14 protein-coding genes are annotated in these 13,775 nt (G+C 50.8%); 9 read left to right on the top strand and 5 right to left on the bottom strand.

The features are described 5' to 3' along the window. Positions 1–48: 48 nt before the first annotated feature. Both ntrC and AYJ59_RS08810 read left to right on the top strand, forming a co-directional pair. Positions 49–1,500: a nitrogen regulation protein NR(I) gene (gene ntrC, locus AYJ59_RS08815; RefSeq protein ID WP_127119904.1), complete on the top strand. Its 1,452-nt coding sequence runs from the start codon at positions 49–51 to the stop codon at positions 1,498–1,500. A 36-nt stretch (positions 1,501–1,536) separates the two neighbouring features. Further along, positions 1,537–2,334, top strand: a complete 798-nt coding sequence (locus tag AYJ59_RS08810) for a hypothetical protein (protein WP_127119903.1) — start codon at positions 1,537–1,539, stop codon at positions 2,332–2,334. Between the two features lie 64 nt (positions 2,335–2,398). Here the strand turns inward: AYJ59_RS08810 and AYJ59_RS08805 are convergent, their stop codons facing one another. Then, on the bottom strand, positions 2,399–2,737 hold the full coding sequence (locus AYJ59_RS08805) for a P-II family nitrogen regulator (RefSeq protein ID WP_068648249.1): 339 nt from the start codon (positions 2,735–2,737) through the stop codon (positions 2,399–2,401). Positions 2,738–2,845: 108 nt separating this feature from the next. Further along, positions 2,846–3,736 carry an archaetidylserine decarboxylase gene (gene asd, locus AYJ59_RS08800; protein ID WP_127119902.1) on the bottom strand — a complete coding sequence of 297 codons (891 nt, stop codon included), beginning with the start codon at positions 3,734–3,736 and terminating at the stop codon, positions 2,846–2,848. A 462-nt stretch (positions 3,737–4,198) separates the two neighbouring features. On the opposite strand from asd, the gene AYJ59_RS08795 reads away from it, so the two are divergent. From AYJ59_RS08795 to AYJ59_RS08775, 5 genes are all read left to right on the top strand, one after another. Further along, on the top strand, positions 4,199–5,410 hold the full coding sequence (locus AYJ59_RS08795) for an argininosuccinate synthase (protein ID WP_127119901.1): 1,212 nt from the start codon (positions 4,199–4,201) through the stop codon (positions 5,408–5,410). A gap of 19 nt (positions 5,411–5,429) precedes the next feature. Further along, positions 5,430–5,927 (top strand): phosphatidylglycerophosphatase A family protein, encoded by a 498-nt coding sequence (locus tag AYJ59_RS08790; protein ID WP_127119900.1) that lies wholly within the window; start codon positions 5,430–5,432, stop codon positions 5,925–5,927. Between the two features lie 223 nt (positions 5,928–6,150). Next, a complete protein-coding gene (locus AYJ59_RS08785) occupies positions 6,151–6,447 on the top strand; it encodes a rhodanese-like domain-containing protein (RefSeq protein ID WP_029937755.1) in 297 nt (98 codons plus the stop codon). 118 nt (positions 6,448–6,565) lie between these two features. Then, positions 6,566–7,831 carry a dicarboxylate/amino acid:cation symporter gene (locus AYJ59_RS08780; protein WP_225972403.1) on the top strand — a complete coding sequence of 422 codons (1,266 nt, stop codon included), beginning with the start codon at positions 6,566–6,568 and terminating at the stop codon, positions 7,829–7,831. A gap of 9 nt (positions 7,832–7,840) precedes the next feature. After that, positions 7,841–8,176 (top strand): hypothetical protein, encoded by a 336-nt coding sequence (locus AYJ59_RS08775; protein ID WP_029937757.1) that lies wholly within the window; start codon positions 7,841–7,843, stop codon positions 8,174–8,176. A 21-nt stretch (positions 8,177–8,197) separates the two neighbouring features. Here the strand turns inward: AYJ59_RS08775 and AYJ59_RS08770 are convergent, their stop codons facing one another. The 3 genes from AYJ59_RS08770 to AYJ59_RS08760 form a co-directional block, all read right to left on the bottom strand. Continuing rightward, positions 8,198–8,926 (bottom strand): UDP-2,3-diacylglucosamine diphosphatase, encoded by a 729-nt coding sequence (locus AYJ59_RS08770; protein ID WP_127119899.1) that lies wholly within the window; start codon positions 8,924–8,926, stop codon positions 8,198–8,200. 21 nt (positions 8,927–8,947) lie between these two features. After that, on the bottom strand, positions 8,948–9,454 hold the full coding sequence (locus tag AYJ59_RS08765; protein ID WP_068648263.1) for a peptidylprolyl isomerase: 507 nt from the start codon (positions 9,452–9,454) through the stop codon (positions 8,948–8,950). Between the two features lie 146 nt (positions 9,455–9,600). Then, entirely contained in the window at positions 9,601–10,188 is a 588-nt protein-coding gene (locus AYJ59_RS08760) for a peptidylprolyl isomerase (protein ID WP_127119898.1), read from the bottom strand. A gap of 405 nt (positions 10,189–10,593) precedes the next feature. On the opposite strand from AYJ59_RS08760, the gene AYJ59_RS08755 reads away from it, so the two are divergent. Both AYJ59_RS08755 and cysS read left to right on the top strand, forming a co-directional pair. Then, positions 10,594–12,273: a glutamine--tRNA ligase/YqeY domain fusion protein gene (locus tag AYJ59_RS08755; protein ID WP_127119897.1), complete on the top strand. Its 1,680-nt coding sequence runs from the start codon at positions 10,594–10,596 to the stop codon at positions 12,271–12,273. Next, positions 12,273–13,643, top strand: a complete 1,371-nt coding sequence (gene cysS, locus AYJ59_RS08750) for a cysteine--tRNA ligase (protein ID WP_206197864.1) — start codon at positions 12,273–12,275, stop codon at positions 13,641–13,643. Before AYJ59_RS08755 ends, cysS begins: the two co-directional genes overlap by 1 nt. Positions 13,644–13,775 lie beyond the last annotated feature (132 nt).

Raw genomic sequence — 13,775 nt, 5'->3', positions numbered from 1 at the left:
GCTTGAGTGAACAGTAAACAAGCAAGCATGAGTTGATAGGAAAACGGCATGGAACAAGAAACAAACGGAAATCAATCGGACCCAGTGGTTTGGATCGTGGATGACGACGCCTCGATTCGATGGGTGTTGACGGAATCCCTTGAGGACAGGCCTTATATCATTCGCGCCTTTGATTCGGCGTTTGAGGCTCTTCGCAATCTGCATGAAGAGCGTCCGACCGTGGTGATTTCGGATGTTCGCATGCCGGGTATGGACGGCTTGGAATTCATGGAAGCCATTCATGACCACGATAAGGACATTCCGGTTATTATCATGACGGCGCACGCCGACTTGGATACCGCAGTGAAATCCTTCCAAAGTCGCGCTTTCGAATATCTGCCGAAACCGTTTGATATCGACGATGCGTTGATGATCATCGACCGAGCGGTCAAACGTCAAATGTCGGGCGGTAAGCGGGTGCGTAAATCCAAGCAGACCAAGCAGCCGTTGAATATCATCGGTTCGGCACCGTCGATGCAGGAAGTGTTCCGGATTTTGGGGCGTGTGTCTCAATTGGATGTGACGGTCTTGATTACCGGGGAAACCGGGACGGGGAAAGAGTTGGTCGCGCGTGCGCTGTATGAATTGAGCGGCCGTTCCAATCGACCGTTTGTGGCGATCAACACCGCGGCGATTCCGCGTGATTTGCTGGAGTCGGAGTTGTTCGGTCATGAGAAAGGGGCCTTTACCGGGGCGCACACTCAGCGCATGGGGCGATTTGAAGAAGCCAATGGCGGGACGCTGTTTCTGGATGAAATCGGTGATATGCCGGTGGATTTGCAAACCCGCTTATTGCGGGTTCTGAATGACGGCACCTTTTATCGCGTCGGCGGAAAAACCCCGATTAAAACCGATGTGCGCATTGTCGCCGCCACTCACCAAAACATGCAGGAGCTGGTCAAACAAGGGCGGTTCCGTGAAGATTTACTATACCGTCTGAATGTGATTCGAATCAAGGTGCCAGCCTTGCGCGAGCGCCGCGAAGATATTTTGCCGATTGTGCGTTATTACTTGACCGAGGAAGCCAAAACCTACGGCTTGGAAGAAAAGCGCTTGAGCAAGCCGGTCGAAAAGTATCTGGCCGAATTGCCTTGGCCGGGGAATGTGCGCCAAATCCGCAGTTTATGCACCTGGTTGACCATTATGGCGCCGGATAAAACCGTGTATATGGAAGACTTGCCATTGGAACTGCAAAACGACTCTGAGCCGATGAGTGGCGTGGAAGGCGGTTCCGGCGACGTGTCGGAAGATTGGGAAACGCCGTTGCGTCTCTGGGCGAAAAACTTCCTGAACGCCGGTCAATCGGAACTGCACACCGAAGCGGAGAAAATCTTCGAGAAAGCGTTGATTGAAGTGGCTATGAAACACAGCATGAACCATCGCCAGAAAGCCGCGCAGTTGCTTGGTTGGGGGCGGAACACCTTGACGCGTAAAACCCAGGCATTGGGATTGGATGAGTAAGCCGAACGGCTGTCGTCCGTTTGGATGTAATCCCGGATGCTGAAAGAGTTTGTTCAATTCTATACCACGCGGTCCTCGCGTTTGGCACGCAAGATGGGCTTTCTGCATGAAGCCATCGCTATGTCGGCGCGCCATCAACGCTGTCAACAGTCCTGGCAGCCGCATTTCGAGCAATGTCAGGCCGCCATCCGCCAAGCGGTGGCGGAATGCACTTCCTTTCGCCACACCGTCGTTCTGGGCGCCGGTTCGCTGAATGACATCCCGTTATCGTTTTTAAGCCAGACATTCGCCTCCGTGACCTTGGTGGATATGGTGTTTTTGAAGCCGGCCCGTCGCCAGGCGGCCGAGTACGATAATGTGACCTTATTGGAAGCAGATGTCAGTGGTTGTTTGGCGAAGGTCGAACAGGGCGGAAGCGTTGTGGAGCCGCCGAGTTTGCCGGGGGTTGAACCGGAAAAGGTCGATTGTGTGGTGTCCTTGAATCTGGCGACGCAATTACCGTTGATTCCGGCCCGTTGGTTGATGGACCGGTTCGGTTTATCGGAAGCGAAAGCCGATGCGTTTGGTAAGGCGCTGATTCAAGCCCATTTGGCGTATTTGAACCGGTTTGGCGGAGTGAAGTGCTTGATTGCCGACCGGGAAATGCGGGAATACGACCGCAGTGGTCGTTTAACCGATCAGTTGGACCCCGCCTGGGATGTGCCGTTACCGGCGTATGAGCTCGCTTGGGATTGGGAGGTCATTCCGTTCGGTGAATCCAGTGAGAATGCCGAGCTTCGCCAAAAGAACCGAGTGGGGGTGTCGATTTGGCCGTCGAGAGAGGAAGCGGTTTAGAAGGTGCAGATATAAAAAAACGACCAGGCCTGGTCGTTTTTTGAAGGGCGAGAGGGGGGTGCGCTTATAGTGCTTCCGGCCCGGTCTCACCTGTACGGATACGAATCGTTTGTTCGATGGCGGTAACGAAGATTTTGCCGTCACCGATTTTGCCGGTTTGCGCCGTTTGAGTGATGGCTTCGATGACTTGATCCACCTTGTCCTCGCTCACGGCGATTTCCAATTTCAACTTCGGCAGGAAGTCGACGACATATTCAGCGCCACGATACATTTCGGTATGACCTTTCTGGCGGCCGTAACCTTTGACATCGATCACGGTCATGCCGTGTACGCCGATCTCATGTAAGGCTTCGCGTACATCGTCCAGTTTGAAAGGTTTGATAATCGCAGTAACCATTTTCATAAAAACCATTCCTCGTATTGGGATTTCATTTTATTTATTGTTGCAGAGCAAAAGCGTGAGCCTTGCCCATTCCAATGTTGCAACATTGAAATGGACGGCCGGTTAAGGCTAAGGCGTATTTTCCTGCGCTGAAAAATTATCTTCTGCATATTGTGCCAGCATTTGGCCCATTTGAATAGGGGTATTTTCCGCTATTTGTCCCAGGCCTGGCATTTTGCCTTCCGGGCTGAGTAGGATGACGGTGGACCCCATGTTAAAACGGCCAATTTCCTGGCCTTTGCTATAGTGTTGTTCGTCGTTTTGATAGTCCCAGTGTTGCAAAGTCGGCAAATAATCCGGCGTGATTTTGCCCTGCCAGACGGTTTCCATGCTGCCGACGAAAATGGCCCCGACCATGATCAGGCAGAAGGGCCCTTGTTCGTTCTCAAAGCGAATCACCAAGCGTTCATTACGGGCGAAGAGGCCGTCGACATTGCGAACCGTCGCCGGGTTGACAGCAAACAGGTCGCCGGGCACGTACGTCATGGACAGCAGCTTGCCGTTGGCCGGCATGTGAATGCGGTGGTAATCCTGGGGAGATAGATAGATGACACAGCTGTCGCCGTTGGTGTAGGTTTTGGCGTATTCGATGTCGCCGCCCAGCAAGGCTTCCAAAGAGTAGTCATGGCATTTGGCTTGAACCATGGTGTGGCCTTGAATGGCTTGCGATTGGCTGATGACGCCGTCCACCGGGCTGCACCAGGCCTGGTCGTTTCCGTCAATTGGACGCAATTCAGGTTTCAGGGAACGGGTGAAAAAGGCGTTGAAATGCGGGTAGTTTTCGAAGTCCTCGTCTTCCGCTTCGGAGACGTCGATTTTGTAGGCCTTTGTCATCAATTTGATGGTGGTGTTCTTAATCCAAGGCTGACGGATGTGCATAAACCAGTGCATGCCTTTGGATAGCAGTTGCTGGGGCAAGATATACTGGGGAACAACCTTGAAAAAATCGGTAAATCGCATTCGGGGAAACCTGTCTCGTATTCAAAATAGTGAATGGCTGTTTGCGGTGCTCGGCGTTTGACGGAAGCCAGAAGCCGGGCGGGTTTGCCTGTGAAAATAAATTCGCGGGCAAACGCAAAGTAGCATTAAGGAACCGCTGCTTGAATCAGTTTGAGGTTCTGCGGGACTTAAAGCCCACCTATTCTAGGCGTGGCTCGCCGACCTTAGTCATTCTAAGGTCAAGATCCATAACAACGAAGAGGTGGGCTTTATGCCCCGCCCGAAGGGGCTTAGCCAAGTTTCCGACTTCTGCGTTATCCTTTTTCGCGGTATCCAGATGGCCCTTCAAAAGGAGGCCTTGAAGACGAAAACTTGGCGTTGCCAGAATCCAAACCGATTCAATCAGAGGTTCCTTTAAAAAACAGTTGATTTTAATGTATAATTCGCGCGATTAATAGTATTACTTTTTAACAAGGAAATCGCATGTCGGAAATTAAAAAAGTCGTTTTGGCCTACTCGGGTGGTCTGGATACGTCAATTATCGCCAAATGGTTGCAAGAAGAATATCAGTGCGAGGTGGTGACCTTCACCGCCGATATCGGGCAAGGCGAAGAAGTGGAGCCGGCTCGTGCCAAAGCGCAAGCCATGGGCATCAAAGAAATTTACATTGAAGACCTGCGAGAAGAATTTGCACGCGATTTCGTTTTTCCGATGATGCGCGCCAATGCGATTTACGAAGGCGAGTACCGTTTAGGGACGTCCATTGCGCGTCCGTTGATTTCGAAACGCTTGGTGGAAATCGCTCAGGAAACCGGTGCCGACGCCATTTCTCACGGCGCGACCGGGAAAGGGAACGACCAGGTGCGTTTTGAGTTGAACGCTTATGCATTGATGCCGGACGTTAAAGTTATTGCGCCTTGGCGTGAGTGGGATTTGCTGTCACGTGAAAAACTGATGGCCTATGCCGAAGAGCACAATATCAGCATCGAGAAAAAACAAGGCAAAAAATCGCCGTATTCGATGGACGCCAACCTGCTGCACATTTCTTATGAAGGCGGCATTATCGAAGATCCGGCCAACGAACCGGAAGAGGATATGTGGTTGTGGACGGTCTCACCGGAAAATGCACCGGACGAACCGACTTATTTGACCATCGGTTATGAAAAAGGTGACATCGTTTCCATCAATGGTGAGGCGATGTCACCGGCGACGGTTATGGAATACCTGAACAAGGTGGGCGGTGAAAACGGCATCGGTCGTGACGACCTGGTGGAAAACCGTTTTGTGGGCATGAAAGCGCGCGGCTGTTATGAAACACCGGCCGGGACCATCATGCTGAAAGCACACCGTGCGATGGAGTCCTTGACCCTGGACCGTAATGCGGCGCACTTGAAAGACGAGTTGATGCCGAAATACGCGGAAATGATTTACAACGGTTTCTGGTTCAGTCCGGAGCGTGAAATGTTGCAGGCACTAATCGATCAGTCGCAACAGAATGTCTCCGGTGAAGTCCGCTTGAAACTGTATAAAGGAAATGTGATTGTGGTGGGACGCACGTCCGACAACAGTCTGTTTGATGAAGACATCGCCACTTTCGAAGACGATGGCGGCGCTTATAACCACAAGGATGCGGAAGGTTTCATCAAGTTGAACGCATTGCGTTTGAGAACGGCTGCCAAGAAGCGCGGCAAGTAACGTTCAGGCCGAACTTGTCATGAAGACGCAACAGCCTAAACCGGTTCGCTGGACGGACTTGAATCGTCATCCGGTGATGTGGCTGGGCTTCGGTTTCGGTTCCGGTCTGGTGCCGAAAGGGCCGGGTACCGTCGGCACACTGTTGGGGTTGCTGTTATTTTTGCCCATTTTATTATGGAGCGAAGCGGCAGCCTGGGGCGTGTTGGCGTTGGCCTTGGTGTTCGGCAGTTATATTTGTGGTGAATCGGCGCGCCAAATCGGTGTGCATGACCACGGCGGGATTGTTTGGGACGAGTTTTCGGGCATCTGGTTGGTGCTGTTGACTTTGCCGGAGCAATCCTGGCTCTATTGGACAATGGCGTTCATTTTTTTCAGAATTTTCGATATCGTTAAGCCTTGGCCGATTCGTTGGGCCGACCAAAAGGTGTCCGGCGGCTTTGGAATTATGCTCGATGACATAATGGCAGCTTGTTACGCCATAATTATTATTTGGGCCCTGCAAACTGGCTTTTTATAAGGCATTAAGGTATATTTCGAGAAAAATTAGATTTCATTAAATGAGAGCTTTGTACGAGTGGGGCGCGAAGAAAAAAAGAGAAAAAATCTATTCGATTAAGGCGGAAAACGCAGCCAATGGCTAGCCATTGGCAAGTTTTTCAACGTAAATCGGGCGGATTTTAGCTTTTTTACTCGTGCATCCATCTCGTGCAACGCTCTCTAAAATAACGGGTTAAAGAAGAATGTTTACAGCATGTGAAGATGTAAAACGACTGATTAAAGAAAAAAACGCACAGTTTGTGGATGTGAGAACGCCAGAAGAATATGCGATGAACAAATTGCCGGGTGCGGTCAATATTCCGCTTCAGGATATCGACCGAGTGGGTGATAGCATGTTGAGCAAAGATTTGCCGGTGATTGTGTTCTGTCGTTCCGGCCAACGTTCACATATGGCGATGCAAATTTTGTTGTCTCTGGGCTTCGATGAAGTCTATAACATGGGGCCATCTCAAGCCTGGACGCAGTGTCCAGATTCTTAATGGCTTGTGCGTTCATCGCGCGGACATCATGCATCCAAGATAAAAAAGCACCAGGCCTGGTGCTTTTTTTATAACTGGGTGTTTGTTTGATCGGACAACAATAAAAATCAAAGGGAAGATGATGAGACTTGCTTTGCATTGGCAGATATTAATCGCACTGGCTTTGGCGGTGGTGATGGGGGTGTGGACCGGCACCGAAGCACAGATTTTCGGGGTGCACTGGTTGGCAATTTACACTTTTATCGGCACTTTGTTCTTGAACGCCTTGAAAATGATTGTGGTGCCGCTGGTGGTGTCCGCCATCATTACCGGGGTGGCGAATGTCGGTCAACATGGCGGTTTCGGGCGCTTGGGCGGTAAAACGCTGGGCTATTATGTCCTGACCAGCTTTTTGGCGATTCTCATCGGTCTGGCCCTGGTCAACTTATTGCAACCCGGCGTGTCCGAAAACGGTGTGCCGGTGATGGAAACCAACGATCAGATCATGAGTGCGATTTCCGGTAAGTCGGCCGGGGATGTGGTGGATGTTTTCCTGCGAATGATTCCGGTCAATGTGGTGGATGCCGCGGCGGAAGGTCAAATGCTCGGTTTGATTTTCTTCAGCTTGCTGTTCGGTTATTTCATGACCAAACTGAAAGGCGCGCATAAAGACACTCTGACGAACTTCTGGCAAGGAATTTTCGAAGTCATGATGATGATTACCGCTTGGGTGATGAAATTCGCGCCTTTAGGGGTCTTCGGTCTGGTGGCAGCCTCGGTCGCAAAAACCGGCTTTGACCAGTTCGGTCATTTGGCGTTGTTCTTTTTGACGGTGTCCTTGGCGTTGGGCGTGCACTTCCTGGTGGTCATGCCGATTCTATTGCGCGTTTTGGGCGGGGTGAAAAATCCGTGGTTGCATTATCAGGCCATGGCGCCGGCGATTCTGACGGCCTTCTCCACCAGTTCGTCTTCATCGACTTTGCCGATTACCATGAATGCGGTGGAAACCCGTGCCGGAGTGTCCAACCGCGTGTCGAGTTTTGTGTTGCCGCTGGGCGCGACGGTGAATATGGACGGCACCGCGTTGTATGAATGTGTGGCAGCGGTGTTTATCGCACAATTATTCGGTGTGCCGCTGGACTGGAGTACGCAACTGTTGATTGTGGTGATTGCCTTGACAACATCCATTGGCGTGGCGGGGATTCCATCCGCCAGTCTGGTGGCCATCAGCATTATTTTGGTGGCGGTCGGTTTACCGGCGGAGGCCATTGGGTTGTTGCTGGTGGTGGACCGGTTATTGGATATGATGCGCACCGTGGTGAATGTGTTCAGTGATTCGGTCGGGGCTGTCGTCATTGCACGTTCCGAGGGCGAAGACCAGGTGTTGGTCTCCAAGCATTTTTAAGGTGGGTTTGTGAAGATTATCATCACGGAATTGGCCGGGTTGACACCCGGCGAAGAGCACAACGAAACCATTCTCGCCCGTTTGTCGGAGCGTTTGCCGGAACTGGAGCATGACCTGGTTCAGGACTTATCGCACATCAGTCATTTCGCCAATTACATGGGCGGCATGGCGCTGGATGCCGTCATTTATCAAAAAGATAACCTCTATCGTCTGGATTACCATTATCCGTGGGAAATCAACTGGAGTTGTGCCGATCAGATGGAACAGGGCGTCATGAACGACAAAGTGCGTTTTACTTTGGCCGAAGACGGCGAAGTGCACTTCAAGTTACTGAAATTAGATTAGTTTAGAATGTGATACTAGGCCTTAGCGCGCGACCAGTTCGAGGGTTTGGTTGGACCAGACTTTGAGGACTTCGGTTTCCGGACGCCAGTCTCCCAACACCCAACGATGTTTGACTTGGCCGTCTTGCTCGATTTGATGTAAATAGGGTCGGTGGGTGTGTCCGTGCACCAGGTGGCGGCATTGTGGGTAACGCTGTAACAGCTTTCTGACCGCCGCTTCGTTCACGTCCATAATGTTTTCCGCTTTATTGAGGTTGTATTTCTGAGAGTTGGCGCGCATGTTTTCGCCAATGGCGACGCGTTTGTGCTCCGGCAATTTCAGAAACAACCAAGTCACCAGGCGATTGCGCAACAGAATGCGCATCCGTTGAAACGCTTTGTCGTCGGTGCAGAGCGAGTCCCCATGCAGCATTAAGATCGGCAAACCATACAGGTTGACCAACGCCGGTTCTTTCAAAAACTGAATGCCGGTGGCGTCGAAAAAAGCCCGCCGCATCAGAAAATCCCGATTCCCGTACATCAGATAAATCGGCAGGCCGTGTTCGGTGAGGTGTTTGAACTTACGAATCACCGTGGCGTAATGCTCAAGGCCGTGGTCGTCGCCGACCCACATTTCGAACAGATCGCCGATGATGTAAAGCGCATCGGCTTTCGGCGCGTCCTGGTCCAGGAAGCGGTAGAACGCCTGGTTGATCGGATGGGTGTCATCCGGTTGCAAGTGTACGTCGGCGGTAATTAAAGTATGCGGCATATCAGCCATCGCTTTACCCGATTAGTCGGTTTCTTTGACGAGAGTTTTTTCGATGATGATGTCCTCAACCGGTACGTCCTGGTGGCCACGGCGAGTGGTGGTTTCGACTTTGGCCATCTCATCGATGACGTCCAAGCCTTCCACGATGTTTCCGAATACCGCATAACCCCAGCCGTGCATGTCTTTCGATTTGTGGTCAAGGAAATCGTTGTCCACCAGGTTCATGAAAAATTGCGTGGTGGCGGAATGCGGATCCATGGTGCGGGCATAAGACAATGAACCGCGGACGTTTTTCAAACCGTTGTCGGCTTCGTTCTCAATCGGCTCGCCGGACGGTTTTTCTTCCATGCCCGGTAACATGCCGCCGCCCTGAACCATGAAGCCAGGAATGATGCGGTGGAAAATAGTGCCGTTGTAGAAGCCTTCCATCGCGTAATGCACGAAATTTTCGGCGCCGACCGGCGCATTTTCGTGGTCGACTTCGACGGTGATATTACCCATATTGGTTTGAAAAGTGACTTGTGTCATGCGATTTCCTTTGGTGATATTTTTTGAATTCGGGTGTTTGTGTGTTGTTTGGATTGTTTAATGGGGGCGCGATGTGCCCATTCAAGCATGCAACCGATAAAACCACCAGGCCTGGTCGTTTTATCGATTTGGCAAATTACGTAAGCTTATTGAATTTGCGTGACCTTAATGATTTCCACGGTCTGCAAGGGGACGTCGCCCATGCCGTTTTTAAAGCCGGTTTGCACCTGACGGATTTGATTGACGACGCGCATACCTTTGATGACGCGCCCGAAAACCGCATAACCGTAAGCGCGTGGGGTTTTCTCACGGAAGTCCAGAAAGGTGTTTTGCGCGACGTTGATGAAGAATTGCGACGTTGCGGAATGCGGGTCGTTGGTTCGGGCCATAGCTAAGGTGCCGATGCGGTTGCGTAAGCCGTTGTCCGCTTCATTTTGAATCGGCGCATGGGTCGGCTTTTTCTGCATGTCCGGTGTGAAGCCGCCGCCCTGAATCATGAAATTGGAAATGACACGGTGGAAAATAGTGCCGTCGTAGAAACCTTCATGAACATAACGCAAAAAGTTTTTGACGGTCTCAGGCGCTTTCTCCGGGTACAGTTCAGCTTCAATGTCGCCCATACTGGTCTGAATCAGAACCACCGGGTTTTTGGTGTCTTTGTTGGTCTCGGCGGCGCCGGCTTGAAAGCTCAGCAGGCTGAAAAAGAGCGTAAAGATAAAAGCGCGTTTTGTCATGATGTTCTCCAAGATTGTCACGGCTTAACGTCCGTTTGATATCGGACCGGATGTCATTGCATTCAATAGTGTTTCACTGTGGGGTAGCATTCTAACACGACCGGTCTTTTTGGATGGCGCAAATCACCATGCCAAGTATTGAAAAAAGCCTACAAAACTCATGAAAAAAGCGTACGAATCGTGATGGAGGATGACGAGTTTTATCTCGGTTTTCACTCCGATGACGATTGGCAATTTCCTGTATAGATGGGGTATTTCGGCGTCTTTTTAGTGTTATAATGTTGCGTTATTCTAAACGTATGCGTTGGCGTAACGATTCGAGTCGCTCACGGGGTGAGCTTGAATCGGTTCTGCGACAGCACTTGCACCGACTATTCTGATATTTTTCGATAGGTTTTTTTGGACATGAGTCAAAACACGAACGCCGCTGTTGATAAACCCACCAACTTCATTCGCAACATCATCGATGACGATTTGGCGAATCACAAATACGAAACGGTCATTACGCGTTTCCCGCCGGAGCCGAACGGTTACCTGCACATCGGGCATGCGAAATCGATTTGTTTGAACTTCGGGTTGGCGGAAGATTACCAGGGCGGCTGTCACCTGCGTTTTGACGATACCAATCCGACGAAAGAAGACGTCGAATATGTCGATGCCATTAAGGAAGACGTGACCTGGTTGGGCTTTCAATGGGCCGGTGAACCGCGTTATTCCTCCAATTATTTCCAAAAGTTCCACGACTATGCGGTGGAGTTGATTGAGAAAGGCTTGGCCTATGTGTGTTTCCTGAACGCCGAACAAACCCGTGAATACCGCGGCACCTTGACCGAGCCAGGGAAAGACAGCCCGTATCGCGATACGTCGGTGGCGGAAAATCTGGAATTGTTCGCTAAGATGAAAAACGGCGAATTTCAGGAAGGGGAATGTGTGTTGCGTGCCAAAATCGATATGGCGTCATCGTTCATGTGTATGCGCGACCCGACACTGTACCGTATCCGTTATGCGCACCATCACCAAACCGGTGACCAGTGGTGCATTTACCCGATGTATGATTTCGCACACTGTATTTCCGACGGCATTGAAGGGGTGACGCATTCCCTGTGTACCTTGGAATTCCAGGACAACCGCCGGATTTACGATTGGTTGTTGGAACATCTGGATGATTTCAATAAGCCGGACCGCCCGTTCCAGTATGAGTTCTCGCGTTTGAACCTGGAATACACCGTCATGTCCAAGCGGAAATTGATGCAATTGGTGGAAGACGGTTTGGTGTCGGGGTGGGATGACCCGCGTATGCCGACCTTGTCCGGTTTGCGCCGTCGAGGCGTGACGCCGGCGGCGGTTCGTGATTTCGCGGAACGCATCGGGATTTCCAAGGTCGATAGCATGACGGAAATGGGTATTCTGGAAGCGGCGATTCGTGATGATTTGAATGTGGTGGCTCCGCGCACCATGGGGGTGATTGACCCGATTAAACTGGTTATCGAAAATTACCCGGAAGGCGAAGTGGAAGCTTTGCAAGCGCCCGTGCATCCGCAGAACGAAGCGATGGGCAAACGCGAAATATCCTTCAGCCGAGAATTGTATATCGACCGCGCCGATTTCATTGAAGAAGCGCCGAACAAAAAATGGCAACGCCTGGCGTTGGACAAGGAAGTGCGTTTGCGTAACGCTTATGTGGTGAAAGGGTTGCGTGCCGAAACCGATGCGGATGGAAACATCACTACCGTATATTGTTCTTATGACCCGGAGACTTTGGGCAAGAACCCGGCGGATGGTCGTAAGGTGAAAGGGGTGATTCACTTTGTGGAAGCCACCAAAGCCTTACCGGCGGAGTTCCGTTTGTATGACCGTTTGTTCTCGGTACCGAATCCGGCCAAGGAAGACGATTTTGAAGCCGTCATCAACCCCGAGTCATTGGTGGTGAAAAACGGTTTTGTCGAGCCGGGCATGAAAGACGCCGAGCCGGAACAAGCGTATCAGTTTGAACGTGAGGGGTATTTCTGCCGTGACAACCAAGCCGGAGACGCGTTGGTGTTCAATAAAACCGTTGGTCTAAGAGATACATGGAGTCAGAAATAGTGGCATTACAGATTTACAATACCGAAACCCGACAAAAAGAAGTCTTTAAACCCATTCATGAAAATCAAGTGGGCTTGTATGTCTGCGGAGTCACGGTTTACGACTATTGCCATGTCGGCCATGCACGGGTGATGGTGGTGTTCGATACGGTGGTGCGCCACCTACGCGCTCTGGGGTATGACGTTACCTATGTGCGTAACATCACCGACATCGACGATAAGATTATCCAGCGTGCGTTGGAAAACAAAGAACCGATTCAAGAATTGACGGCGCGTTTCATCGACGCTATGCATGAAGATGAAAAAGCGCTGAATGTGCTGCGTCCGGATATGGAGCCGAAAGCCACCGAGCATATACAAGACATTGAGCAGATGATCGCCAGCCTGGTCGATAAGGGTTACGCATATCCGGCGGAAAACGGCGATGTGTATTTCCATGTGAAGGCGGATGGCGATTATGGTCGCCTGTCTGGTAAGCACATCGACGAACTGGATTCCGGTGCGCGAATTGAAGTGAATTCCTTTAAAAAGGACCCGTTGGATTTTGTGTTGTGGAAAGCGTCGAAAGAAAACGAACCGGCCTGGCAATCTCCGTGGGGTGATGGGCGTCCGGGTTGGCACATCGAGTGTTCCGCCATGTCCACCAAATGTTTGGGGAATCATTTCGACATTCACGGCGGTGGATTGGATTTAAGCTTCCCTCACCATGAAAACGAAATCGCCCAGTCGGAATGTGCAACCGGCGAACACTATGTGAATACCTGGATGCACTGCGGCTTCGTGCGCATCGATGATGAAAAAATGTCGAAGTCGCTGGGCAACTTCTTCACCATTCGTGAAGTCTTGAAACAATACCATCCGGAAGTGATTCGTTACTTTCTGCTGGCGAGCCATTATCGTAGCCCGGTGAATTATTCCGAAGAGAACCTGAATGTGGCCAAAGCCAGCGTCGGGCGGTTGTACTCGGCATTGGAAGCGGTTGAACTGGCTGGAGATGCGGAAACTTCAACGAGTTTCACCGATGAGTTTGTCGAGGCGATGAACGATGATTTCAATACCCCGCAAGCCTTAGCGGTGTTGTTTGAATTGGCAAAAGAGATCAATAAACAGAAATCACCAGGCCTGGCCGTTTTGTTGAAACAATTGGCAAACCGTTTGGGCTTATTGGAAATGACGCCGGAAGCCTTTTTCAAATCGCAGCCGTCTGATTCGGCTTTGACCGATGAAGTTATCGAACAGTTGATTCAGGAACGTGCCGAGGCGCGACAAGCGAAAAATTTTGCACGGTCCGACGAGATTCGTGACCAGTTATTGGAGCAGGGTGTCGAATTGCTGGATAGCCCGCAAGGCACCAGTTGGCGAAGAGTTTAACGGAATCAAACGCTTAGCGTCGGCTTATAACCATTTTAAAAATGTGGAAATAAGTCGCTGTTATTTTTAAACTTTTTTGATATTAGGGTTTGACAATATAAGTTATTTCTAATAAGATGGAGTTATTCATGT

The organism is Thiomicrospira sp. S5, assembly GCF_003991075.1.
In the GTDB taxonomy this organism is placed as follows: Bacteria; Pseudomonadota; Gammaproteobacteria; order Thiomicrospirales; family Thiomicrospiraceae; genus Hydrogenovibrio; species Hydrogenovibrio thermophilus.
The sequence above is the reverse complement of the archived record's forward strand: the minus strand, read 5'-3'. Positions and strand labels throughout refer to the sequence as shown.